Origin of the sequence: Pseudomonas sp. Nvir (assembly GCF_963778085.1) — a bacterium.
In the GTDB taxonomy this organism is placed as follows: domain Bacteria; phylum Pseudomonadota; class Gammaproteobacteria; order Pseudomonadales; family Pseudomonadaceae; genus Aquipseudomonas; species Aquipseudomonas juntendi.
The window spans coordinates 1,635,129-1,659,492 of the sequence record NZ_OY970405.1 but is presented as its reverse complement, the minus strand read 5'-3'; the positions used below and the strand labels follow the sequence as shown (position 1 = coordinate 1,659,492).

The following is a 24,364-nucleotide window of genomic DNA, read 5'->3' as shown; positions in this document are numbered from 1 at the left end:
TCGGCCACTATGGCCAAACCAATATTTCAGGTAGTCGGCCGGATGGGCAAGGACTACGACCCTGCCAAAGACATTGCGGCCCGGCAGCGTGACGCACACCGGGCCAAAGTACGTGCAGCGCGCCAGACAGCCGAGTTGGAAGCTATCGAATGGGCGCAAATCCTGCAGCGCAAATTGATCGACCGGGCGCTGGACCCCAAGACTGACCCCAAGCTGGCGACTGACATTTCGTTCAAGCTGATCGACCGGGGTATCGGCAGGGTCCGCGAGGTCGAGTCAGAAACGGCTGAAGACAAGCGTCGGAGCCTCGACCCTAACAACATCCTCGATGTGCTGGCGGCGCTGTCCACCCAGGCCTTGGCATCGCAGCAACAGGCGCGGCTGGAACGCGATGTTTCAGGCCAGACCATCAGCACGGAAGACGCGGCCGTCAAGTTCCTGGATGAGCTGCAGGCCGGCCAGGTGATCGACTACGAAGAGGAAGACGAAAATGACTGACCACCCAATCACCGTTGAACGCGTCCGCGCACTGGCCGCCATCGCACGCAACACGGCGCGACCGCCTGAAATCCGGTTACGGGCAGCCGACGATCTGCTGGACATGTGCGACCCTGCTTATGTCGCTGCCCTGGCCAGGCCGTTGGTGCCAGAGGCACAAACCATTCACGACGAGCTGACGAAAAAGGGGCCGTGATTTCCCACATCGGCGCCGCTATGATCGCTGGCTGTTGGCCACTGGTCTGGTGGCGCTGAATGTGAGGGATCGCGATGGCTTTGTGGGAATCAGTGAGGGGCACATTTGTAAACCCGAATTCGGTACCGAATGAGGAGTTGTCACTATCAACGACCATCGTCTTGTGGTTGCTTCTGTCCATTGCTTTGACAGTGATGGTGAAGTGGGTTTTGAACAGATTTTGGCCTGAGCAATGGCGGGTACGTGACCACTTAGGGATTGTTGGCACAGCCCTAACGTTGGCCTATCTTGCCGTGATTTTGCCGGTGATATGGGGGCGCGTTGGCACACTGGAAACCATGCCATTGAATGAGGTGGGCGACTTTCTTGCTGGTGCTTTTGGCCCTGTCGCGTTCCTGTGGCTGGTACTGGGTTTTGTACAGCAAGGTCAAGAGCTTCGCTTGCAGGCTATTGAGCTCAAGAACTCGGTCGACCAGCAAAAAGAAATCGCAGAGGCTGCAAAACAGCAGATGAAAATTCAGGTGCAAGAGCGTGACAGGGCACTCAATGCGTTGTTCACTCTTGAAGCCCAAAACAAAATGGTGCACAGGGGCAGCGGCTGGGCAAAGAATCAGATCCAAGTTAAAAATGAAGGGAAGAAGGCACTTAGCGCGGAGTTGTTTTTCGAACCGCATGTGAATGAGTTGAGGTCGTTGTGGCTAGGTGACTTCCCCGAGGGCCACGAAATGTTCGGTCACTTCGATTTTATGCTTGTTGAAGGGTCGCAAATCGGCACTTGTAGGCTCGTTTACGATGACGCATGCGGTGCACGTAGGGAGCAGCTTTTCCACTATAGTGTTTCTGATGTCAACATAGATTTCGTGAGAGTGAGAAATCACTAGTTGGTAGGTTCCAGTCTCTACGACTAGCAGGGTGATGCTATGCAGCAAGTGATGACCCTCTACGGGAATAGAGCTTTGCTCGAAGGGCTTTTGAAACACGGCGCCCGGTTCCTGGTGGTCGGAGGTATAGCTGTCCATCTCCACGACCCAGCACGAAACATCGACGGCTCCGACCTGGACCTGTTGATCGAATCTACGCCCAAGAATGCGAAGCACGTCATATGCGCGCTATACAACTTGGAACTGGCACCAGACTTCACAGAGGACTCTATCAGTTCGTCAGCGCTGTCGCGGCAACATTTGCCTCTCAAGACTCAACGCTTCTTCGCCGATATCCTCACAACCGGACCCGACATTGATTTTGCACATGAGTGGGAGCAAGCAAACGAGGCGATGGTGAACGGGCAACGTGTGCGCTACGCCTCGATTGACCTTCTGATCCGCATGAAGGAGGGTAGCGAGCGGCGAAAGGATCAAGAGGATGTTGCACGACTCAAAATGCTAGTTGACTGAAAGGTGGCACATCCTTGTGCAACTGGTTCACTTGCCCCGCTTCCCTTTGTCAGTGCCAAAGCCCGAATCACCGGTAGCTTTGCCGTCCTGATGCCGCCCGGATTGAGGAAAGTATTGTTCCCTGCTCGGCGCAGGGGTGTGCTTGGTACCGTCACGTTTGTCGATCATTTCAGTCACCTCTAGGTGCCACGTCGTCACATTGTTGTGCGCGCTCGGCGCGCAGTTGCTGACACTTGTGAACCGCCGCCCTGCCACAGTGCAGCTCCCGGCAGATCTTGCTCAACGGCATGCCCTGTTCCAGGCACTGCATAATTCGGTCGGCCTGCGCCGGCACCGGATCGGCGGTGCCTTGCTGCACGACCGATACCGGCCTATCAGGCAGGATGCCCATCAGTTCATACACCAGCTCGTCGCGCAGATCCTCAAGCGTTCCGTTGTCTGCCAGGGCAAACAGCGCAGCACGCGCGCCACGCATGATCTGGCGGCGCTTGTCACGCTGGTGCACGGGCGCCCGCTCCACGACCTGCTGCAAGTGACGCAGCAGGCGCTCAACGTCCGGTTCGCTGATGCCGTCCATGGTCAAAAACCGAACCGCGGACGTTCCGCATTCCGCATGCTTTCAAACAGCTGGTCAAACTCTTCGTTGGACATGCCAGCGATGTCCTTCGCCCGCACGTTGCCACGCTGGTCCGGCGCACGGGTGGTCCCGTTCGTGTCGGACAGGCTGGTCGGCGCCTTCCTAGTCGATTGTGTGCGGCGGTGCGAGGCCTGGAAGCCGTGGGCCACTGCCCGCTGATACAGCGCCTCGGCCGGATTCAGCCCCTGCTGCCGGCACTGCAGCGCGAACTGCAGCAACGCAGTGGCCTCGACCTGTTGAATCTCCAGGTCGCTGGCGCTGGGATGTGCCTGGCGGACTTGGGCCCTCGCGAGTTCGGACATATGTGCGACTGCCTGATCGTAATCCGGCTGCAGGGCACGGAACTGCGCTTCGGACTGTACTGTGTGTTGCGCAACCTCGGCCACCTGCTGGCGGAACTGCGCCTCTTGCTGGACATGTTGCTGGCCTTGGCGCATCGCTTCCAGCTCGGCCTGGAACTGCTGTTTCAGGCCGTTGATGTGGCCCTCAGGATCGTCGACGAACGCCGGGATTTCTGCCTGTTGCTGAGCTTGCTGGGCAGTTTGCTGGGCCTGCAACTGTTGCTGCTGGAACGCGGCGAGTTGCTGTTGCATCTGAGCGAGTTGAGCCTGCGCTTGTTGGCGTGCGGCGCGTTCCTTCTGCAGGGCGCCCAATGGCACAGACTGCTTGCGGCCGTTGTCCTGACGATCATCAACCTGCAGGTCGTCCGCGCCTTGGTCGGCGTCATCATGAAGATGTTCGTCGCGGCGTTCAGCGTGGGCGTCGTAGCTCTCGACCTGGTCGGCCAGATCATTTGGCACAGCGTCGTCAGTGCTCACGTCATCAGCGATACCGGTTGTGCCGGTTGCCTCGGCCGCAATCTCGCCAAGGAAATCGTTTTGGGTTTGTTCGTCGCTCATTTGGAGACACTCCGGGCAGTACGTTTAGGTTTGGCTATGCCTTGACTAACCTGTGCCAGGCCATAGCGGGCGTTCAGCTCGGCGGCTGCAGCGTCTTCCTGTTCAGCGCGGGCACGGCGGGAAATGGCTTCGGCGAGTTGCCCTTGCAGCTCCTGCACTTTCTTCGCGTGGGAAATCCGCGCCAGGTAGTCGGCCAACTCGTTCGGTTCGAGCGGTCGCCGGGCGATCTGTTCAGCAGACCAACCGACGATCCCACCACGCACGGTCTGGCGCTCGGCGCGCTGGATGATCAGCAAAGCACGAAGCATTTCGCCCTCAGCCTGGACTGCGCTGCGAGTCTCTATGCGGGTAGGCGGTGGGGTGGGCACCAACCGGCTGATATCGACTTTCGGTGCATCGATGTGCACAACGAATCCGTCTGCAGCGGCCTCGATGCGGGCGCGCTTGAAGTCGACGGCTGCAAGCGTGGCGTCGTTCCTCAGCTGCAAAAGTTGGGCGCGGTCAAACATGGCTGTCATCTCCTGTGGCGGTGGCGAGCGCAGCGGCCAGGGCTGCGATTTCAGAATCACGCTGGTGCTGTGGCGCTGTCGCGGCGGTGACGCGCTGCAGTTTGAAACGTGCGCTGTTCAACGTCTGCTCGGCCTGTGCCAGCTGTTGCTGCAATGTTTCGAGCGCACGGCACAGTCGGTCGTAATTGCCCTGCGCATCGGCCACAGCGGCTTTGGCCTGTTCGATATCGGTGGTCATCGCTGCACCTCAGTTTGGTCAATGGAGTTTTTGAGACGGTCCAGCGCAGTACGCTTGCCGCTGGTAACGAGCGGGATACCGGCCATACGCACAGCTGCGCGAGCCTTCGCCGCCATCTTTTCCAGGGCGTCGCGTTTCTGATCGTCACTCAGTCGCGACCAGCCTGGGGAGCGCATGAGCCGCTGTGCGCCACGATGTGTCATCCGCCCGGCCAGCTGCGCCAGTTCGTGGTGCTGGCCACTGGGGATTTCGATTTTGCTGCCGTTGAGCGTCAGTTGTTTCTGGAAGGTGGTGGGCGACCAACCGATTCGGCCGGCTTCGCTGCGTACCGGGTCGGTGGCTTCCTGCGACTGCGCGATAGGAGCGCCGATGGAAAACGGGCCACCTGGGTACTGACGGTTCGGCACAGGCTCGCCAAAGGCATCCAGTTTGGCGGGCAGGTCAGTGCGCAGGCCTGGTACTCGGTACTTGATCGCATCAAGCATCGAGTTGCCTTCGCGGGCGAACGGATCGTTTTCGCTGGCGATGTTTGACAGCAGGGTAAGGGGCTGCGCCATCGTGCCGGCCATCTGCCGGGTGTACCACTCGCCGTTGCGCTTAGGGTCCTGCATGAATTCGACGAAGTTGGACAGGCCCTGCATGTAGGTCTTGCTGATCGTGTTGTTGACCAGCGACCCCAGCACATTGGCAGCAACGTCGGCGGCATCCTTGTGCTGGTAGTCCATGGTTGTCATGTCGGCGGCCAGGCCAAGCCACATAGAGAACGGATCGAGGCGGCTGTATTCGTGGTAGGTGTCCCCCACCTTGATCGAGTAAGGGCGCCAACCGGTAGCCAGCAACGCCTGCTTTTCCTTCTTGTCGTCGGGGCCTGACCCAGTGAGGTAACCAGCCTGTGCTGCCATACCGGCCAGGACCATCACGCCCGACCCCCAAACCATCCTGGCAGCGGCACGCTCTTGCCGAGCGCCCCCAGCGGCGAAGTCTTCACGCACTTCCTTGAACAGCGGCGCCACCGGCGTGCGATGCAACCCGAACTTGACCACGTTGGCCGGGGTGCGGACGAAGGGCACAATCAGGTTAAGCCATGGAGCTTTGGCCTTGGCTGACATGACCGCGTTAGCGAAGGCACCAGCCTTGCTGTTGAAGGTGTTGGTGCGGGCATGTAACCCCGCCGCTTCGATCATCTTGGCGGTAGGGTTCTGCACAAACTGCTCAATGCGCTGGCTGAACTTCACCCCGCTGGGCAGTTGCCCTTGGCGTTTCTCCACCAGTGCCTCGCGGCGTGCCAGGGTGCGCAGTTCGGCCTCGAAGTTGAGCGTGGCAAAAAAAGAATCCTCCGCGCCTAGTGCGCGGTATGGAAGGCTGGCCAGGCGGTCGGCTGCGAAGCCAGCAGTGCCAAGCACACCTGGCTGGCGTGGAGTGTTGTTCAAGTCCTGGCTATTGTCCTGCTTGGCCTGGCCACCGAGCACCGCCGATTCACCAGTGCGGAAGGCGTCGACAGCTGCGGTCCCTGCCTTGGACATTCCCCGACTCATGCCGATCAGCAGGTCCAGAGGCTCAGCGAAAACGGTCTGCCCCGACCTGCCACCAGTAGCCAGGCGCTTGGCGCCACCGATACCAGCCGCAATGCCACGTTCAATCACTTCGTTGCCAAGCGTGGCGGTGTTGCTGACGATGTTCACCGCATGGGTGCGCACGCCGCTAAGCAGTGCTGCCCGGTAGTAGTAACCGAACAAGCGTTGCATCTTGCCTTCGGGCTGGCCGATCAGCTTGGCCAGGTTCTGTACGCCACCAGTCTGCACTGCTTTGCCGATGGCAGCGGCGAGGTCGTCGGCGCCTTGGACGCCGCCGATGCCTTCAAGGATGCGCTGCGCTTCGTTGATGTTTTGTACCTGGCGGCGCTGGGCTGCAAGTGCTCGGCCACTCTCGGCGCGAGCGCCCATCAGTTCGCCGAACACCGTTTTCAGGTCGCCCAGGTCTTGCACAAAAGAGGCCTTTTCCAAGTCGCTGGCCTGCCCGCTAGCGATGCGTTGCTGCTGCTCCATCACCGTCTTGAGCCGGTCGCTTACCAGATCGGTGCCAGCAATAATCTGTTCGGCATTCCAGGCTTGGCCGATCTTGCGGCTGAAAGCCTGCGCCTGGGCACCGTCGAGGCCGATCAGACTGGCCAGCCGGCGTTGTTCGTCCATGGTCACAACACCACGGCGGCGGGCTTCGATATCAGCCTCGGCGGGGCGCAGCAGGTCGAGCGAGCGGGTGCGTTGTTCGCCCTGAACGCCAAGGTTGTCCAGCAACGGCGCCACGTCCTGGCTACCGGCGAACGGCGTTTTCGGCACAGATTGCGGGGCCGGCTCGGGCGCTACCTGTGGCGCGATCTGCTCGGGCGCAGGGGTTGGCATGGCTTCGGCTTGGGGCGCTGCGATAGGGGCCGCTGGCGGCTGTTCTGTGGAGGTGTTGAGGGTTGGTCGACGAAGGCTCGCAGCGCCACCCATGGCACCGCCAACCACGCCGCCCATGACCATTTGCTTGTCCACGCCTTCAAGCGCGGGGCGATCATTAGCCAGGTTGGACAACACTTGCTGCTGGCCGCTTTGTGTCAGCTCTTCCAGGCTCTCGATGCCGGTACCGACCAATGCGCGGTTGACCATGCCCTTGGCCACGTCAACACCAACTGCGCCAGCCAGTTGTGCGTCGATGTCAGCCACACCCAACTTGCGGCCGATGCGAGCGCCAGCAGCACCGAGCAGGCCAGTACCGATACCCGACAGCAGCGCAAGACCGGATTGGCCAGGGGTCAACGTGCCGGTATGCTGGCGCGCCTGTTCGGCCTGTTGTCCTGCTGCGACGATGCCTTCACCTGCACCCGCGCCGATAACGCCAGCTGCACCTGGTGCGAGGCCGGCACCGCGTGCGGCCAACCCCACCCCACGACCGACCGCGCCGCCTGCCACCATGCTCGGGGCCGATTGGGCGATCAGGTGCGGAATATTGCCAGGGTTGTCGATCAGCGCCTGGAGCGTGCCACCAATGCCTTTTGCCTGGTCAAGTGCCTGGCGAGAGGCTTGGCGTTCAGGCGTATCGTGTTGGTCGATGTAAGACCTGGCACCCGACGTGTTGTAGCCAAGCGCCTGAGGAATGCGGCCACCGCTCAACAGGCCGGTGATGCCCGCCACGCTGTCGCCAACATCCAGGCCACCACGGGCAACCGAGCGACCGAAGTCACCGATCATGCTGTTGTCGATGGCCGATTCGATACGGTCCAGATAGCCAGGCTGCTGTGCCGACGCGGTTGGCACATCGCTGTCGAGTGCGTCACCAAAGGCCGACAGCGTATCTCCGAAGGCACTTACCTCCGGCTGCGCTGGCGCCGCCTGCGGTTGTTGCGCTGGAGTGCCAGGTAACGCTGGGGCGTCATCGAGAGCATCGCCAAAGGCGGAAATGGCCATTGCACGTTAACCTCGCTTGGTGGCGGTCTTGCCGCTCACAGGGTCGATGTACCGGGCGCCGGGCGGCAGTGCGTCGTACTCGGCCTTAGTCATGGGCGTAGCGATCTTGGGCTGGCCTGGCACACGTGTGTCAGCTGTCGCAGCTTTCAGCGCAGGATTGGCCATGCCGCCACCGCTCGCTGCCATTGGCAGGACGCCGACCGGCTGCTGGGGTTGCGGCTTGTATGATTCGATACTGCCGGTACCGGGCAACGCCTCGGCGGCAGTCGGGCCATTGCCCATGACCTGTTGCACAACGGCGTCAGCACCAGTGGCGTCGGCCTTGGCTTTACGGCCAGGTGAATACTGCGCATAGGGTTGCCCGTATTCCTGGTATTCGCCCGTTGCCGGGTCGAGCAGGAATTTCTGGACCATCCCATTGCCGATTGGTTTTTCCAGCACCTGGCGCTGGGTTGGCATGCGTGGCCCGGCCGATCCACCGTTGGCACCGATGCGACTTTCACGGGTGGCGAACTGCGACTGCTGCTGAGCCAGGCTGGCGTCACGGTGCGCGGCCAGATTGTCCACGCCAATTGCGCGAATCAGGTCATCAGGACTCACGCCGAGGCCGGCCATCTGTCGGGCGGTAGGGCTCAGCTGATCGAGGAAGCTGGGGTCTTGCACGCGTTCTTGATACTGCGCCTGCTGCGCGGCCTTGGCGTCTGCCGCCTGTTGGCGCATCTGCATCTGCTGTTGCTGCAGCGCGGTCATCTGCTGACGGTACTGGGCCAGTTCCTGCGCCCGGCGTTGTTCGCCCATCAACTGTACCGCTCGGCTCCCGGCCTGGCCGATTGCCTGCGAACTGGAACCCTGCCGACCCTGAGCCATCAAGGCCAGGCCAAGCTGCAGGCGGGGGTCGCTCATCAGGTTGCCGACGTTCTCCTGACTGAAAATGTCTGCGAAGCTGGCCATGGACGTTCTCCTACTAAACGGGTGATCAGTGAACCGAGTCAGTGCCCGGCACCAGCGGCGACCGGCACAGAGCGTCGACGAGTTTCAGCATCTGCGCGTGTGCGTGGTCTGCCTTGCGTTGTGCCGCTGTGTCGACTGGCGGGGTGGCGGGAATGGCGAGGGCGGTGGCGAAGTTCATGGCTGCGGTTCCTCGAAGCGGGGTTGGTCGTAAACGCGGACTATTTCAACGAAGCCGGTAGCTTGATCGACCTGTCCGGCGCGGAACCCAGCGGTACGGCGGTTGGATTTGCGCTGGGCAGCGATGGCGATACGAAGGCGACATTCCGCTTCGGTGAGGTGGGCGGTCATGGCCAGGGCGAAGTCGGCCAGTTCATCGAGCGGCACAACGTGCTCGGGTCGGCCCTGCTTGCCGGTGCGCAGCGGCACAGCTGGCGGCAAGTCACCGGAGTGCAGATTGTTGGGGGCGATGTCCGCCAGCGCTGCGATTTGCGTCAGGCTGGCTGTTTGGCTGTGGTCCATGGCTTTCTCCCCCGAGAAAATATTCCATGGATTTATGCTAATTCGGTATCAAAAAGTTATCGATATATCTATGTCTATTTCTTATCGGTATTGGACGAATGGCATTGATTGCTGTATTTGGGCCGTCCCCCGCATACTTCGGATTTACACGCTTTTAGGTGGTTAAGCACAGTGGTGGCTTAAACTAAGTTGCTGAAATTTTTAGAAAATTTTTTGGGAATTTTTGCTTACACGCTTTTGGAGTTACACGGGTAAAAATTTTTCGGGAGCCTGTTCGACCGTCACCCCCTACATGTATATACGTACAGTTTCAAAGAAACGGGTGCGGGTGGGGGCGGTCCCGATTATTGGCGTCCACCCCCTTTTTCCCAGGCGATTCACCCTGCCAGGCAGCTGTCGACGGACGCCGGCAATGCCTCTCTCGCTTTTGATGAATCGATTCAGATTCTTTGATCAGTACTTGGACACCCCACCCACAGGGTAAGTGGCCTCGATGCAGAGCGATCAGGGTTGTGCCATGGCGCTATGTGTTCACAAGTACACTAATGACCACACGTCGGAATGAACACAGTTTCCTGCGTTTCAGGCTTGCTGTTCGGTGGGTTTCCGCCGATGCTGTCCATGTCTAGACCTATGAACACAGAGGTGAACACCGTGGACATTGGCTACATCCGGGTATCGAGTGTGGACCAGAGCACCGAACGCCAGCTCGACGGCGTGCAGGTCGACCGGACATTTACCGACAAGGTGAGCGGTGCCACCGTGAACAGGCCACAGATGGCCGAGCTGCGCCGCTCAGTGCGTGAAGGTGACACGGTCCACGTGCACAGCATCGACCGCCTGGCGCGCTCCCTGAGCGATCTGCTGGCATTGGTCGAAGAGTTCCGGGCCAAGGGCGTGGCGCTGGTCTTCCACAAGGAAGGCCTGACATTCACCGGCAAGCACGACGCGATGCAAGACCTGATGCTCAGCATGATGGGCGCAGTGGCACAGTTTGAACGGGCATTGATCCGTGAGCGCCAGGCCGAGGGCATCGCCAAGGCAAAACAGCGTGGCGTCTATGTGCGCCGCGCCGAGGACAAGAGCAACGCCAAGATCAGGGAACTGCGTGATGCTGGTATCTCGATCCGCCACATTGCGGCGAACCTGGGCATCGGCGTCAGCACAGTTCAGCGTGTGTTGAAGGCAGCGCGGGAATCATGATGGCATATAAAGCACGTCAGTGGCGTGCTACAAATTTAACGATAAACCCTGAGTGTCCGATAATCGCACAAAACCTAATGGTTTCTAATGGACTCTAATGGGAATGCCATTACGCATTGAGTGGCTCTAGCACAATGGTTTCAGCGGTTCCTCAATACCTTCAATGCCATGGAGCCCATACCGCAAGGTTTTATAGGCATGTAGCACATATGTAGCACGTGTGTAGCCCTGTATTACCTGGGTACCCTCATGCGTTTATCTCTAATTTTCTATTAATTGTATTAAATGTATTAAAAAAGACTGAAACCACTGTGCTAGAGCCTTTACGGATTTAATGCCAGCGCCAACCTGTGCCATTAACCGCAGGGCGATCCATTAAATGTGCCATCATTCGTCGAGCCCGGATCACCGCCCGTCACCCGCCACTGCATCGTGTCGGCCCGTGAGGCATGCTCATACGGCGGGGTCGGTTCGGCCTGCAACCATAGCCCCCGTCTCCTACCAAAAACCGTATAGCGCACCGTATAAAGCCGCCCTACCCCGCCGCTGTATCAATCCATGAAACCACTGTGCCAGAGCACCCCAAGCGCTGCCAATCGCACGCCAACCAAGACTTGCCCGACAAGTGTCAGTTGATTGACCAGCGGATCAAGGAGTTGAAGGTAGCGCAGCAGAAGGCTGAGTGATGGGGTGTTTCCAATGGCCCTATCGCTGGCAAGGGTAGCCGCTGCATCTTCAGTGCCTGTGAGAACGAGCGCCGCCCGCGCGGCGCATCGCGAGCTGCGCTCGCTCCTACGTTTGTTTCTGGCCAGTAACCCCTGTGCCAGGTGCGCGCGACCGCCTGGTTCATACGGCGCGACATTGAGGCATGCGCCAAAGGGTTCGCGCGCAAATCCCACAGGCATAATTGGCCCGAAACAAACGTAGGAGCGAGCGCAGCTCGCGATGCGCCGCGCGGGCGGCGCTCGATCTCACAGGCACTGCATATCTTGTGGCGACCACCTGTCAGCCCTGATGCAATCCCTGTGGGGCTTGCCGGCGATTGGGCCATTGAGCGCTATTTATTCGGCAGCAGGCTTACGCTTCTTCAGCGGCGCCAGGCCATCGGCGCTGGCCAGTGGCGCGTTGGCCTTCGGCTTGGCGGTAGGCTTGCGCTTGGCGGCCGCCTTCTTGTCGCCGGTTTTTTTCTCGATCTTTTTCTTCTTGCTCCCGGCCGCCTTGCCCGAGGCCTTGACCTTCTTCGGCCCGGTGTAGGTGCCCTTCACTTCCTTGATGACGCGGCGCTCGAACTGCTGCTTGAGGTAGCGCTCGATGCTGGACATCAGGTTCCAGTCATTGTGGGTGATAAGCGAGATTGCCAACCCTTCACCACCGGCACGCCCGGTACGGCCCACGCGGTGCACGTACTCGTCGCCGCTGCGCGGCATGTCGAAGTTGATCACCAGATCGAGACCGTCGATGTCCAGTCCACGGGCCGCCACGTCGGTGGCCACCAGCACCTTGGAGCTGCCCTGCTTGAAACGTTCGATGGCCAGCTTGCGGTCCTTCTGATCCTTCTCGCCGTGCAGTACGAAGGCCTTCACCTCCTTGGCCACCAGGTGGCCGTAGATACGGTCGGCCAGGGCGCGGGTATTGGTGAAGATGATTGCCTTGTCGAAGGTTTCATTGGCCAGCAGCCACTGCACGATCTGCTCTTTGTGCTGATCGTGGTCGGCCGTGATGATCTGCTGGCGAGTGCCTTCGGCCAACTGCGAGACACTGTTGAGCATCAGGTGCTCCGGGTCTTTCAGCACCTTGCCGATGATGTCGCGCAGGGCCGCACCGCCGGTGGTGGCCGAGAACAGCAGGGTCTGCTCACGGTTCTCGCACTCCTTGCACAGACGCTCCATGTCTTCGGCGAAGCCCATGTCGAGCATGCGGTCGGCTTCGTCGAGGATCAGCACCTGCACGTGGGACAGGTCGAGGTTGCCGGCGTTGAGTTGCTCGAGCAAACGGCCCGGGGTGCCGATCAGCACGTCCGGCACCTTGCGCAGCATGGCGGCCTGTTCCTTGAAGTCTTCACCGCCGGTGACCAGGCCCGCCTTGATGTAGGTGAACTGCGAGAACAGCTGCACCTGCTTCAGGGTTTGCTGAGCCAGTTCGCGGGTAGGCAGCAGGATCAGCGAACGGATTTCGACGCGCCCGCCTTTCAGGTCGACCAGGCGGTTGAGCAGCGGCAGCACGAAAGCTGCCGTCTTGCCGCTGCCGGTCTGCGCGGTCACGCGCAGGTCACGCCCTTGCAGGGCCAAGGGGATGGCCGCGGCCTGCACCGGGGTTGGCTCGACAAATTTAAGCTCGGCCACGGCTTTAAGCAGGCGTTCATGCAGGGCGAATTGGGAGAACACGGAGGTAACCTCAGGCAAGTGCGGGAAATTCAATTGCATAGGGTAACGTTTTCTGCCGCCTTAGCCGAATTTCTTTTGGCAACTTTGTCGCCATCCGCGCTCTAATGGCACCTCGTTTCGCAACAAGACTGTATGCAAGCCCATGGATATCCAACAAATCTGGCGTGACTCCCTCGACCTGTGGGGCACCCTCGACCAACACCCCATGCTGCACGCGGCCATCGGCCTGGCGGTGCTACTGCTCATCTCCCTGGTCATCGGCCGCCTGGCACGCTTCCTGATGCTGCACGGCGCGCGCCTGCTGGCACGCCAGCCGGCACTCAAGTGGCTGGACGACCTGCGTCACAACAAGGTCTTCCACCGCCTGGCGCAGACCACCCCGTCACTGGTGGTGCAGTTTGGCCTGAAACTGGTACCGGAGCTGTCCGATACCGCCCAGCACTTCCTGGGCAACGTCGCCCTGGCGTTCACCTTGCTGTTCATGACCATGGCGCTGTCGTGCCTGCTGGATGCCCTGCTCGACATCTATGCGCGCACCGAACACGCCCGCACCCGCTCGATCAAGGGTTATGTGCAACTGGCCAAGATGATGCTGTGGATCTTCGCCTCGATCGTCATCGTCGCCACCCTGATCGACCGCTCGCCCCTGCTGCTGCTGTCGGGCCTGGGCGCCATGTCGGCGGTGCTGCTGTTGGTCTACAAGGACACCCTGCTGTCGTTCGTCGCCAGCGTGCAGTTGACCAGCAACGACATGCTGCATGTCGGTGACTGGATCGAAATGCCCCAGGTTGGCGCCGATGGCGACGTGGTGGACATTACCCTGCATACGGTGAAGGTGCAGAACTTCGACAAGACCATTGTCTCCGTGCCCACCTGGCGCCTGATGAGCGAGTCGTTCCGCAACTACCGCGGCATGCAGCAATCCGGCGGCCGGCGGATCAAGCGCAGCCTGTTCATCGACGCCGCAGGTGTACGCTTCCTCACTCGCGAGGAGGAACAGCGCCTGTCCCAGGTCAGCCTGCTGGGCGACTACCTGGCCGGCAAACGCCAGGAGCTGCAAAGCTGGAACGAAGCGCTGGGCCCTGTGGCCGAACTGTCGGCCAACCGGCGCAAGCTGACCAATATCGGCACCTTCCGCGCGTTTGCCCTGGCCTATCTGAAAAACCACCCCAATGTGCACCCGAACATGACCTGCATGGTGCGGCAGATGCAGACCACCGCCGAGGGCGTGCCGCTGGAAATCTACTGCTTTACCACCACCACGGTGTGGGCGGACTACGAGCGCATCCAGGGGGATATCTTCGATTACCTGCTGGCGGTGTTGCCGGAGTTTGGCTTGAGTCTGTATCAGCAGCCGAGTGGCAACGACATGCGCGTGGGGTTGGCCGGGCGCACGGCGGCAGAGCCGATGCCGCGACGCCTTGAAGAAATGAGCGAGGCTTGAGATTGCGGGGGCTGCTGCGCAGCCCATCGCGACACAAGGCCGCTCCTACAAGGGCGCGCAGCCATGCAAGCCTGCGCAATAGCCCGTTCCGCCTACGGCCTTAGAAGTCCACCTTGCCCCGCCCCGCCTTGACCGTACTGCGTCTGGCCTTCCCTTCGAGCCGGCGGGTCTTCGAGCCGAGGTTGGGCTTGGTGGGGCGGCGTTTCTTCTCGGTCTTGCCGGCAGCGATGATCAACTCGGCAAGGCGTGCCAAGGCATCCGCGCGGTTCTGCTCCTGGGTACGGAACTGCTGGGCCTTGATGATCAATACGCCATCGCCGGTAATGCGGCTGTCCCGTAGCGCCAGCAGCCGCTCCTTGTAAAACGCGGGCAGCGATGAGGCGCGTATGTCGAAGCGCAGGTGCACCGCGCTGGACACTTTGTTGACGTTCTGCCCACCCGCGCCTTGGGCACGGATGTAGCTCAGCTCGATGTCCGTATCCGGCAGTTGCACACCGTTGGAGAGGGTCAGCATGTCAGGCCTTGCCAGCCAGCGGCGCTCGCCCACGGCCACCCAGGCGGCTCAGCCATACCGAGGCGATGATGATCGCACCGCCAATGAACAGCCGCCCCAGTGGCTCGTGCTGGTTCCAGATCAGCAGGTTGAGCAGCAGCCCCACAGGCACATGCAGGTTGTTCATCACCGCCAGGGTAGCGCCGGATACCAGGCACGCACCCTTGTTCCACCAGTACAGGCCCAGCGCCGTCGGGCACAACCCGAGGAACAGCAACACCAGCCATTGCACATCGGTACTCGGCAGGTGCTGGGCATTGCCGAACAGCAGGAAGGCCGGCAGCACCACCAGCAGGGCGCCGAGGTAGAAGTAGCCAAAACGGGTGTAGTGCGGCAGGTCGCTGGGGTTGCGTGCGACCAGGTGGCGGTACAGCACCTGGCCGGCGGCGTAGGTGAAGTTGGCCAACTGCAGCAGCAGGAAACCGGTAAAGAACTCACCGCTGATGCTGTCGAAGCGGATCACCGCCGCGCCAGCCACGGCCACCAGTGCCGCCAGCAATGCCCACGGGTTGAAACGCCGGTTCATGGCATCTTCGATCAGGGTGACATGCAATGGCGTGAGGATGGTGAACAGCAGCACTTCCGGCACCGTGAGCACGCGAAAGCTCAGGTACAGGCAGACGTAGGTGATGCCGTACTGCAACGCACCGATCAGCAGCATCGAGCGCATGAAGCGCGGCTCGACCTGGCGCCAGCGGGTCAGCGGCAGGAACACCAGGCCGGCCAGCAGCACCCGCGCGAGCACGGCGAAATAGCTGTCGACGTGCCCGGCCAGGTACTCGCCGATCAGGCTGAAGGAAAACGCCTGGATCAGCGCGACGATTATCAGGTAGCCCATGGTTGTCTCTCGTGAATCAAGGCGGCGACCTTAGCGGGTTGCAGGCTTTGTGATCAACCATGAGGAATGTGGGGGCTGTGCCGGCCTGTTCGCGGGCTTGCCCGCTCCCACCGGTATATCACCGCACCTGAGCCCTGTGATGTACCTGTGGGAGCGGGCAAGCCCGCGAACAGGCCGGCACAGCCATCCACAAAACACCAGGCATAAAAAAGCCCGGCCACCAAGGCCGGGCAGGTACACCCAAAGGAGCAAAAACAGGTGTCAGGGTCGGGAATTCGATAACGCTCAGGCCACCGCCGCCAGTTTGGCCTTGGCCTGGTTGAGGCCCTTTTCGTGGAACTCGCCGCTCATGTTCAGGCCCTCGGCATGGATGAAGTCGACATCGTGAATACCGATGAAGGCCATCACCTGCCGCAGATACGGTTCCTGGTGGTCGCTGCTGGCACCGGCATGGATGCCGCCACGGGCGGTCAGGACGATGGCGCGCTTGCCGGTCAGCAGGCCTTGCGGGCCAGTCGGGGTGTACTTGAAGGTGATGCCGGCACGCAGCACATGGTCCAGCCAGGCCTTCAGGGTGCTGGGGATGGTGAAGTTGTACATGGGGGCAGCCATTACCAGCACATCGGCCGCCAGCAATTCGTCGGTCAGTTCGTTGGAGCGGGCCAGGGCCTCCAGCTCGGCAACGCTGCGCTGCGCTTCGGGCTTCATCCAGCCGCCCAGCAGGTTGGCATCCAGGTGCGGCACCGGGTTCAGCGCCAGGTCGCGCAGCGTGATCTGATCGGCCGGGTGGGCTGCTTGCCAGTGCGCAATGAAGTCCTGGGTCAGCTGGCGGGAAACGGAATCCTGCTGGCGGGCGCTGCTTTCGATGATCAGTACGTGGGCCATGGGCGGTGCCTCCATCGGCAAAAAGGTTGCGATTCGATGGAGGTGAGATTAAGGCTTGACCTATCGATAAAAAAGCGTAAAAAGTGGGTTCAACCTATCGATTAATCAGTTTATTCCGCACTGCATTGCACGGCGATGCGCAGCTTGATGATCTGCCGGTTGAATTTGGCCGTGACGTCGGCGCTTTTCCCGGCCGCTACGTTCACCCGGCGCACCCGTGGCGCCTCCGGGCCATTACGGAAGGTCACCTTGCAGGCCGCCGCGACCTGCCCATAGTTGTTCAGGGTAATGGCGCCGATGTCGTAGGCGGTGTCGTAGGCGGTGTAGTCGAGCTTGACCCCGTTCAGGTGCTTGTCCACATCGATGGGATAAGCCATGGCCCCGAGGGGCAGGCACATCAATATTGCCGCACAACATTTCTTCATGGCCGCTCTCCTTGCAAAGAGCGCAGCTTAGGACAACAGGAGCGAAAGATGAAAGCGCCGCGCGTAACCCTTGACCAGTGGCGGACCCTGCAAGCAGTGGTCGACCATGGCGGGTTTGCCCAGGCCGCGGAGGCCCTGCACCGCTCGCAATCTTCGGTCAGCTACACCGTGGCCCGCATGCAGGAACAACTGGGCGTGCCCTTGTTGCGCATCGACGGCCGCAAGGCGGTGCTGACCGAAGCCGGCAGTGTGCTGCTGCGCCGCTCGCGCCACCTGGTCAAGCAGGCCAGCCAGCTCGAGGACTTGGCCCACCACATGGAGCAGGGCTGGGAGGCCGAAGTACGCCTGGTGGTCGACGCCGCCTACCCCAGCGCCCGGCTGGTCCGCGCGCTGGCCGCCTTCATGCCGCAAAGCCGAGGCTGCCGCGTGCGCCTGCGTGAAGAAGTGCTGTCGGGCGTGGAAGAAGTGATGCACGAAGGCATCGCCGACCTGGCCATCAGCAGCTACAGCATCGGCGGCTACCTGGGCGCCGAGCTGAGTGCCGTGGAGTTCGTTGCCGTTGCCCACCCCGAACACAGCTTGCACCGCCTGGGCCGTGAACTGACCTTCCAGGACCTGGAAAGCCAGCTGCAAGTGGTGATCCGCGACTCTGGCCGGGCCCAGCCACGCGACGTTGGCTGGCTGGGTGCCGAACAGCGCTGGACCGTCGGTAGCCTGGGCACCGCCGCCACCTTCGTCAGCAGCGGCCTGGGCTTTGCCTGGCTGCCCCGGCACATGATCGAGCGCGAGCTGCGCGAAGGCGTACTCAAGCCTTTGCCGCTGGACCAGGGTGGCAGCCGCCACCCACTGTTCTACCTTTATTCGAGCAAGGAAAAGACCCTGGGCCCGGCCACGCAGATTCTCATCGATTTGCTGCGCAACTTCGACACAGCGCCGCTGGACGTGCCCTTCGCAGCCCCCCCACAAGCTTGAAAGGACCGCGCCCATGGCCTACTTCGAACACGAAGGATGCACGCTGCATTATCAGGAATACGGCCAAGGCCAACCCCTGGTGTTGTTGCATGGGCTGGGCTCCAGCAGCCAGGACTGGGAGCTTCAGGTGCCCGTGCTCAGCCAGCACTACCGGGTGATCCTCATGGACATCCGTGGCCACGGCCGCTCCGACAAGCCACAGGACGGCTACCACATTGCAACCTTCAGTGCCGACCTGCTGGCCCTGCTCGAACACCTGCACACCGGGCCGGTGCACTTCGTGGGCCTGTCGATGGGCGGCATGGTCGGCTTCCAGTTTGCCGTCGACCACCCTCAGTGGCTGCGCAGCCTGTGCATCGTCAACAGTGCCCCCGAGGTCAAGCGCCGCAGCCGCAGCGACTGGTTGTGGTGGCTCAAGCGCTGGGGCCTGGCACGCGTCCTGAGTGTCGAAACCGTGGGCAAAGGCCTGGCCGAACGGCTGTTCCCCAAACCCGAGCAGGCCGCGCTGCGGCAGAAAATGGCCCAGCGCTGGGCGCGCAACGACAAGCGCGCCTACCTCAAAAGCTTTGATGCCATCGTCGACTGGGGCGTGCAGGAACGCATCGGCCAGATCCAGTGTCCTACCCTGGTGATTGCCGCCGACCACGATTACACGCCGATACAACTGAAACAACGCTATGTCGCCCTGATCCCCAACGCCAGGCTGGTCGTCGTCGACGATTCCCGGCACGCTACACCCCTCGATCAACCCGAAGTCTTCAACCAGACCCTGCTGCAGTTCCTCGCAGCCGCTTCCACCCCTCAAGGATCTTTGAGCCCATGCTGAAAAAACTCCTGCTCACCGCCTGCTCACTCGCCTTCGCCACCAGCGTCATGGCCTCCGACAAGACCCCGCACGTGCTGCTGGACACCAGCTTCGGCCAGGTCGAAATCGAGCTGAACGCCGAGAAGGCACCGGTCAGCACGAAGAACTTCCTGCAGTACGTCGACAGCGGCTTCTACAACAACACCATTTTCCACCGCGTGATCCCCGGCTTCATGGTCCAGGGTGGCGGCTTTACCGAGCAGATGGTGCAGAAAGACACCAAGGACCCGATCAAGAACGAAGCCAGCAATGGCTTGCAGAACACCCGCGGCACCCTGTCCATGGCGCGCACCTCCAACCCGAACTCGGCTACCAGCCAGTTCTTCATCAACGTCGCCGACAACGATTTCCTCAACCCGGGCCGCGATGCCGGTTACGCCGTGTTCGGCAAGGTAACCAAAGGCATGGAGGTGGTCGACCAGATCGTCAACTCGCCCACTACCGTGAAGAAAGGCATGCGCGATGTGCCGGCTGACCCGGTGTTCATCAAGTCGGCCAAACGTATCGACTGACCGCAGGCTGCACAGGGACGTGCAACCGCCTGAAGGCAGGCTGGAACAGGAGTGTCGCTACCCATGCTGTACCGTCGTTTCGAGCAACTGATCGACATCTTCCGCGAAGCACCCAGCGAGTCGCCGCCGAGCACCGTGTGGGCGTTCTACCTGTATTACCTGCGCCAGGTCTGGCCCAGCTTCCTGGCGCTGCTGGTAGTCGGCCTGTTCGCCTCGCTGATCGAGGTAGCGATGTTCAGCTACCTCAGCCGCATCATCGACCTGGCCCAGGGCACACCCAACGTCAATTTCTTCAGTGAGCACAAGGGCGAGCTGGCCTGGATGCTGGTCGTGATCCTGCTGCTGCGGCCGCTGTTCTTCGGCCTGCACGACCTGCTGGTGCACCAGACCATCAACCCCGGCATGACCAGCCTGATCCGCTGGCAAAACCACAGCTACGTGCTCAAGCAGAGCCTGAACTTCTTCCAGAGCGACTTTGCCGGGCGCATTGCCCAACGCATCATGCAAACCGGCAACTCGCTGCGTGATTCCGCCGTGCAGGCGGTGGACGCGCTGTGGCATGTGCTGATCTACGCCGTTACCTCGCTGGTGCTGTTCGCCGAGGCCGACTGGCGCCTGATGCTGCCACTGCTGCTGTGGATCGTCGGCTACATCGGCGCGCTGTGCTACTTCGTACCCCGGGTGAAAGAGCGCTCGGTGATCTCATCCGACGCCCGCTCCAAACTGATGGGGCGTATCGTGGACGGCTATACCAACATCGCCACGTTGAAGCTGTTCGCCCACACCGATCACGAGCAGCAGTACGCGCGCGAAGCGATCCGCGAACAGACCGAGAAAACCCAGCTGGCCTCGCGGGTGGTTACCAGCATGGACGTGGTCATCACCACCCTTAACGGCCTGCTGGTGGTCAGCACCACCGGCCTGGCGCTGTGGCTGTGGAGCCAATCGCTGATAACCGTCGGCGCCATTGCCCTGGCCACGGGCCTGGTGATCCGCATCGTCAACATGTCCGGCTGGATCATGTGGGTGGTCAACGGCATCTTCGAAAACATCGGCATGGTCCAGGATGGCCTGCAGACCATCGCCCAGCCTGTCACCGTCACCGACCGGCCCAACGCCCCGGCCCTGAAAGTCAGCCGTGGCGCGGTACGTTTCGACAGTGTCGACTTTCATTACGGCAAGGCCGGCAACGTGATCGAAGGCCTGAACCTGGACATCCGCCCCGGCGAGAAAATCGGCTTGATCGGCCCTTCCGGGGCTGGCAAGTCGACCCTGGTCAACCTGCTGCTACGGCTGTACGACGTGCAGGGCGGGCGCATCCTGATCGACGGCCAGGACATTGCCGAAGTCAGCCAGGCCAGCCTGCGCGCGCAGATCGGCATGATCACCCAGGACACCTCGTTGCTGCACCGTTCCATCCGCGACAACCTGCTGTACGGCCGCCCCGGCGCCAGCGATGCCGAACTTCAGGAAGCCGTGCACCGGGCCCGGGCCGACGAGTTCATTCCACAGCTCTCGGATGCCCAGGGCCGCAGCGGTTTCGATGCCCATGTGGGCGAACGCGGGGTCAAGTTGTCGGGCGGCCAGCGCCAGCGTATCGCGATTGCCCGGGTACTGCTGAAGAATGCGCCGATCCTGATCATGGACGAAGCCACGTCGGCGCTGGACTCAGAGGTCGAGGCAGCAATCCAGGAAAGCCTGGAGACGCTGATGCAGGGCAAGACGGTGATCGCCATTGCCCACCGGCTTTCCACCATTGCCCGGATGGACCGGCTGGTGGTGCTGGACAAAGGGCGCATTGTCGAACTTGGCAGCCACAGTGAACTGCTGCAACAGCAGGGGCTGTATGCCCGGTTGTGGCACCACCAGACCGGGGGGTTTGTCGGGGTTGACTGACGCCTGTAATGGCCCTATCGCCGGCAAGCCGAAGGGATCGGATGGGGCTGACAGGTGTTTGCCACAAGTTATGCAGCGCCTGTGAGATCGAGCGCCGCCCGCGCGGCGCATCGCGAGCTGCGCTCGCTCCTACGTTTGTTCCGGGCCAATGATGCCTGTGGGATTTGTGCGCGACCGCCTTGGCGCACGGCTCGATATCGCGTCGTGCGAACAAGGCGGTCGCGCGCGCCTCTTACAGGGGTTACTGGCCCGAAACAAACGTAGGAGCGAGCGCAGCTCGCGATGCGCCGCGCGGGCGGCGCTCGATCTCACAGGCACTGCATATCTTGTGGCGACCACCTGTCAGCCCTGATGCAATCCCTGTGGGAGCTGGCAAGCCAGCGATAGGGCCATTACCAGCAATACAAGCTTCTCAGTCCCGCCGGTAAGGCAACATCCCCCGCGCCTCCTCGGCATACCCCTTCACCCCTTCCCGCTCCTGCACCAGAAAATCCCCCACCGCCCGCCGCAACCCAGGGTGCAGCAGGTAATGCCACGACCGCGTCAGCACCGGCTCAAACCCTCGAATCAGCTTGTGTTCACCTTGCGCACCAGCATCGAAGCGCTGCAAACCTTCGGCAATGGCGAAGTCCATGCCCTGGTAGAAACAGGTTTCGAAATGCAGCCGGTCGAATTCGTCCAGGCAACCCCAATAACGGCCAAACAAGCTGTCACCCCCCACCAGGCTCAAGGCCATGGCCACATCCCGCCCGCCCTGGCGTGCCATCACCACCCGTAGCGCCTCGGGCATGCGCTCGGCAAGCAGGCTGAAGAACGCACGGGTCAGGTAGGGCGCACGGCGCCGTACGGCATAGGTGTTGGCGTAGCAGCGGAACACGAAGTCCCATTGCGCCTCGTCCAGTTCATTGCCCTGGTACCACCGAAAATCGATGCCCTGCCCCGCCACCTGCTCGCGCTCCTTGCGCATCTGCTTACGCTTGCGCGAGCTGAGGCTGTCGAGAAAGTCCTGAAAATCGCGGTAGCCGCGGTTTTGCCAGTGAAACTGGCAGCCCAGGCGCTCCAGCCAGCCCGGCAGGCCGGCCAACTGCTGGTCCAGCGCCGCATCGGTGAAATTGATGTGGGCACCCGACAGCCCGCCCTTGCCCAGGTACTCAGGTAACGCCTGCAGCAACAGCAGCCCATCGGCCGGGTCGTCGGCCAGCAAACGCGGGCCGCTGACCGGGCTGAACGGGACCGCCCCCAGCAACTTGGGGTAATAGGCAATGCCGGCCCGCTCACAGGCATCGGCCCAACCGTGGTCGAACACGTACTCGCCAAACGAATGCCACTTGCGGTAGGCCGGCAACAGCGCCCGCACCTGCCCGTCACGCTCCAGCACCAAGTGCTCGGCAGCCCACCCCGTCTGGGGAGCAACGCTGGCGCTGTCCTCCATGGCGCTGAGAAAGCCGTGGCGCAGGAAGGGTTGGCCGGCAGGCACCAAGGCATCCCAGGTGGCCGCCGGAAGATCACGCAAATGGGCAAGGCTGTACAGGCTGGTCACGGTTTTGGCTCGCAGTCGGGAGGCGTTCAGTATCCCCAACCCAGGCGCGTCACTCAAATGATGAACGCCAGGCCGCCCCTTTTCTTCTCACTTACTTAACAACAGTGCCACTAATCAGACATTAATCTGTCACCGCCCCTCGCAATACTTGCGCCTGTTTTCCGGAACACCAGAACCTGTCTATTCAGGCCCTTCCCGAAGACATGCCAACACAGGGGCAGGCGCTTGAGCCTCCCCCATTTTTTTCAGTAGGGAGAACCTTATGCGTCTTGTTTCTACACTTACCGGAATGAGCCTCACCGGCATGATGCTGGCCCTGAGCGCCCCGGCCAGTGCTGCTGTCGACGCCAAGCTGCTCGAAATGCTGCGCGCCAACGGCTCGATCAACCAGGCGCAGTACAATGAACTGCAAGGCGATCTGGCAAAAGAAACCAAGGAAAAGGCCGACCAGAAAGCTCAGTCCGAACGTATGAGCTCCTTTGAACAAAAAGTGGCATGGGCCGCCAAGACCCAGATCAAGGGCGATGTGCGCCTGCGTTACGAAGACGTCAACGTCGACAACCCGATCTCCCGCAGTGGCAACCAGGACCGTGAGCGCGTACGTGCCCGTGTCGGCTTCTACAGCGAGATCAACCCGCAAGTCGACGCCGGCGTGCGTGTGGCCACCGGCAGCAGCGCCGATGCCCGCTCGACCAACCAGAGCCTGGACAACTACTTCGAGAAGAAATCGCTGTGGGTCGACCTGGCCTACCTCGACTGGCACCCGACTGCCGTGCCCAACCTGCACCTGATCGGCGGCAAGATGAACCAGCCGTGGGTCAGCATGGGCGATATCATCTGGGACAGCGACATCAACCCGGAAGGTGTGGCAGCTACCTACAAGATGAACGTTGGCCCGGCTGAAGTCTTCGGCAGCCTTGGTCACTACAACCTGAAAGACAACGTCGATGGCGACGGCGTGCAGTTCAAGCATGACGCGCAGCTGTACGCAGGCCAGCTGGGCACCAGGTTCAACGCAGCCGACACCGTCAAGGTGACCGTGGGCGGCAGCATCTACGGCTACGACAACGACAAGGCTTCGGCCGCCCTGGCCTCGCTGGGCAACACCACCAACGAGTTCAACCTGGTGGAAGGCTTCGGTCAGGTCGACTTCACCGGCTTTGCCATACCGCTGTCTGCCTACGGCCAGTTCGTCAAGAATACCGAAAGCACCGACGGCAAGGACAAAGCCTGGCTGGCCGGTCTGAAGAGCAAGATCGGCGCCTGGAGCCTGGACTACAACTACCGCGACGTGCAGCGTAACGGTGTGGTCAGCCTGTTCACCGACTCTGACTTCGGTGCCGGCTTCACAGGTTCGCGTGGCCACAAGTTCAAGGTCGGTTATGAAATCGACAAGAACTTCGGCGTAGGTGCAACCTACCTGATGGCCAAGACCGACTACTCCAACCTGCCCAACAGCAATGCGGACGTGGATACCCTGCAGCTAGACCTGGAAGCCAAGTTCTAAACACGCAACAGCGGGGAATGCCGACCCCATCCGGCGTTTCCCGCTTTTTTTTG

Annotated in this window: 26 protein-coding genes; 11 read left to right on the top strand and 15 right to left on the bottom strand. The window is 61.4% G+C overall.

Features of this window, described 5'->3' with window-relative positions; all coding sequences use genetic code 11:
- Nucleotides 1-9 precede the first annotated feature (9 nt).
- The 4 genes from AACG97_RS08090 (at nt 10) to AACG97_RS08075 (ending at nt 2,088) form a co-directional block, all read left to right on the top strand.
- Nucleotides 10-498 (top strand): hypothetical protein, encoded by a 489-nt coding sequence (locus AACG97_RS08090; protein WP_225785751.1) that lies wholly within the window; start codon nt 10-12, stop codon nt 496-498.
- The gene (locus AACG97_RS08085) at nt 491-694 is read left to right on the top strand and encodes a hypothetical protein (RefSeq protein WP_197885564.1); all 204 of its coding nucleotides are present in this window, start codon (nt 491-493) and stop codon (nt 692-694) included. Before AACG97_RS08090 ends, AACG97_RS08085 begins: the two co-directional genes overlap by 8 nt.
- Nucleotides 695-768: 74 nt before the next feature.
- The gene (locus tag AACG97_RS08080; protein ID WP_197885563.1) at nt 769-1,575 is read left to right on the top strand and encodes a hypothetical protein; all 807 of its coding nucleotides are present in this window, start codon (nt 769-771) and stop codon (nt 1,573-1,575) included.
- A 39-nt stretch (nt 1,576-1,614) separates the two neighbouring features.
- Entirely contained in the window at nt 1,615-2,088 is a 474-nt protein-coding gene (locus AACG97_RS08075; RefSeq protein ID WP_197885562.1) for a hypothetical protein, read from the top strand.
- A gap of 27 nt (nt 2,089-2,115) precedes the next feature.
- Here AACG97_RS08075 and AACG97_RS08070 read toward each other — a convergent pair whose 3' ends face one another.
- From AACG97_RS08070 to AACG97_RS08030, 9 genes are read right to left on the bottom strand one after another with little or no spacing between them, the layout of a single operon-like run.
- Nucleotides 2,116-2,256, bottom strand: coding sequence for a hypothetical protein (locus AACG97_RS08070; RefSeq protein WP_197885561.1), 141 nt, complete (start codon nt 2,254-2,256; stop codon nt 2,116-2,118).
- Nucleotide 2,257: 1 nt separating this feature from the next.
- A complete protein-coding gene (locus tag AACG97_RS08065; RefSeq protein ID WP_197885560.1) occupies nt 2,258-2,665 on the bottom strand; it encodes a hypothetical protein in 408 nt (135 codons plus the stop codon).
- A 2-nt stretch (nt 2,666-2,667) separates the two neighbouring features.
- Complete coding sequence (locus tag AACG97_RS08060) at nt 2,668-3,624, bottom strand: hypothetical protein (RefSeq protein ID WP_197885559.1); 957 nt, start codon at nt 3,622-3,624, stop codon at nt 2,668-2,670.
- Entirely contained in the window at nt 3,621-4,133 is a 513-nt protein-coding gene (locus AACG97_RS08055; protein WP_197885558.1) for a hypothetical protein, read from the bottom strand. Before AACG97_RS08055 ends, AACG97_RS08060 begins: the two co-directional genes overlap by 4 nt.
- Entirely contained in the window at nt 4,126-4,371 is a 246-nt protein-coding gene (locus AACG97_RS08050) for a hypothetical protein (RefSeq protein ID WP_061203655.1), read from the bottom strand. The genes AACG97_RS08055 and AACG97_RS08050 overlap by 8 nt, the downstream gene beginning before the upstream one ends.
- On the bottom strand, nt 4,368-7,817 hold the full coding sequence (locus AACG97_RS08045; RefSeq protein WP_225785754.1) for a hypothetical protein: 3,450 nt from the start codon (nt 7,815-7,817) through the stop codon (nt 4,368-4,370). The genes AACG97_RS08050 and AACG97_RS08045 overlap by 4 nt, the downstream gene beginning before the upstream one ends.
- Nucleotides 7,818-7,823: 6 nt before the next feature.
- Complete coding sequence (locus AACG97_RS08040) at nt 7,824-8,768, bottom strand: hypothetical protein (RefSeq protein WP_197885556.1); 945 nt, start codon at nt 8,766-8,768, stop codon at nt 7,824-7,826.
- 25 nt (nt 8,769-8,793) lie between these two features.
- Nucleotides 8,794-8,946 carry a hypothetical protein gene (locus AACG97_RS08035; protein WP_197885555.1) on the bottom strand — a complete coding sequence of 51 codons (153 nt, stop codon included), beginning with the start codon at nt 8,944-8,946 and terminating at the stop codon, nt 8,794-8,796.
- Nucleotides 8,943-9,287: a hypothetical protein gene (locus AACG97_RS08030; protein WP_197885554.1), complete on the bottom strand. Its 345-nt coding sequence runs from the start codon at nt 9,285-9,287 to the stop codon at nt 8,943-8,945. The genes AACG97_RS08035 and AACG97_RS08030 overlap by 4 nt, the downstream gene beginning before the upstream one ends.
- A 633-nt stretch (nt 9,288-9,920) precedes the next feature.
- Between AACG97_RS08030 and AACG97_RS08025 the strand changes: the two genes are divergently transcribed.
- Nucleotides 9,921-10,490: a recombinase family protein gene (locus tag AACG97_RS08025; protein WP_197885895.1), complete on the top strand. Its 570-nt coding sequence runs from the start codon at nt 9,921-9,923 to the stop codon at nt 10,488-10,490.
- A 1,061-nt stretch (nt 10,491-11,551) separates the two neighbouring features.
- On the opposite strand, the gene AACG97_RS08020 is transcribed toward AACG97_RS08025, so the two are convergent.
- Complete coding sequence (locus AACG97_RS08020; protein ID WP_054882222.1) at nt 11,552-12,913, bottom strand: DEAD/DEAH box helicase; 1,362 nt, start codon at nt 12,911-12,913, stop codon at nt 11,552-11,554.
- 103 nt (nt 12,914-13,016) lie between these two features.
- Between AACG97_RS08020 and AACG97_RS08015 the strand changes: the two genes are divergently transcribed.
- Complete coding sequence (locus AACG97_RS08015) at nt 13,017-14,318, top strand: mechanosensitive ion channel family protein (protein ID WP_009683094.1); 1,302 nt, start codon at nt 13,017-13,019, stop codon at nt 14,316-14,318.
- Nucleotides 14,319-14,418: 100 nt separating this feature from the next.
- Here AACG97_RS08015 and arfB read toward each other — a convergent pair whose 3' ends face one another.
- From arfB to AACG97_RS07995, 4 genes are all read right to left on the bottom strand, one after another.
- The gene (gene arfB, locus AACG97_RS08010) at nt 14,419-14,832 is read right to left on the bottom strand and encodes an alternative ribosome rescue aminoacyl-tRNA hydrolase ArfB (protein ID WP_225785755.1); all 414 of its coding nucleotides are present in this window, start codon (nt 14,830-14,832) and stop codon (nt 14,419-14,421) included.
- 1 nt (nt 14,833) lies between these two features.
- Entirely contained in the window at nt 14,834-15,709 is an 876-nt protein-coding gene (locus tag AACG97_RS08005) for a carboxylate/amino acid/amine transporter (protein ID WP_064314548.1), read from the bottom strand.
- 285 nt (nt 15,710-15,994) lie between these two features.
- Nucleotides 15,995-16,594 (bottom strand): FMN-dependent NADH-azoreductase, encoded by a 600-nt coding sequence (locus AACG97_RS08000; RefSeq protein WP_009683098.1) that lies wholly within the window; start codon nt 16,592-16,594, stop codon nt 15,995-15,997.
- 110 nt (nt 16,595-16,704) lie between these two features.
- Complete coding sequence (locus AACG97_RS07995; RefSeq protein WP_197886516.1) at nt 16,705-17,019, bottom strand: 3-phosphoglycerate kinase; 315 nt, start codon at nt 17,017-17,019, stop codon at nt 16,705-16,707.
- A gap of 48 nt (nt 17,020-17,067) precedes the next feature.
- On the opposite strand from AACG97_RS07995, the gene AACG97_RS07990 reads away from it, so the two are divergent.
- The 4 genes from AACG97_RS07990 to AACG97_RS07975 all read left to right on the top strand — a co-directional run bounded on the left by AACG97_RS07990 (nt 17,068) and on the right by AACG97_RS07975 (nt 21,264).
- Nucleotides 17,068-17,991: a LysR family transcriptional regulator gene (locus AACG97_RS07990; RefSeq protein WP_009683100.1), complete on the top strand. Its 924-nt coding sequence runs from the start codon at nt 17,068-17,070 to the stop codon at nt 17,989-17,991.
- 13 nt (nt 17,992-18,004) lie between these two features.
- On the top strand, nt 18,005-18,817 hold the full coding sequence (locus AACG97_RS07985; protein ID WP_009683101.1) for an alpha/beta fold hydrolase: 813 nt from the start codon (nt 18,005-18,007) through the stop codon (nt 18,815-18,817).
- Nucleotides 18,811-19,368 (top strand): peptidylprolyl isomerase A, encoded by a 558-nt coding sequence (locus tag AACG97_RS07980; protein WP_009683102.1) that lies wholly within the window; start codon nt 18,811-18,813, stop codon nt 19,366-19,368. The genes AACG97_RS07985 and AACG97_RS07980 overlap by 7 nt, the downstream gene beginning before the upstream one ends.
- A gap of 63 nt (nt 19,369-19,431) precedes the next feature.
- Nucleotides 19,432-21,264: an ABC transporter ATP-binding protein gene (locus AACG97_RS07975; RefSeq protein WP_197886517.1), complete on the top strand. Its 1,833-nt coding sequence runs from the start codon at nt 19,432-19,434 to the stop codon at nt 21,262-21,264.
- 412 nt (nt 21,265-21,676) lie between these two features.
- On the opposite strand, the gene AACG97_RS07970 is transcribed toward AACG97_RS07975, so the two are convergent.
- Nucleotides 21,677-22,804: a GNAT family N-acetyltransferase gene (locus AACG97_RS07970; RefSeq protein WP_009686754.1), complete on the bottom strand. Its 1,128-nt coding sequence runs from the start codon at nt 22,802-22,804 to the stop codon at nt 21,677-21,679.
- 262 nt (nt 22,805-23,066) lie between these two features.
- Between AACG97_RS07970 and AACG97_RS07965 the strand changes: the two genes are divergently transcribed.
- Nucleotides 23,067-24,311 (top strand): putative porin, encoded by a 1,245-nt coding sequence (locus AACG97_RS07965; protein ID WP_029885381.1) that lies wholly within the window; start codon nt 23,067-23,069, stop codon nt 24,309-24,311.
- Nucleotides 24,312-24,364: the final 53 nt, after the last annotated feature.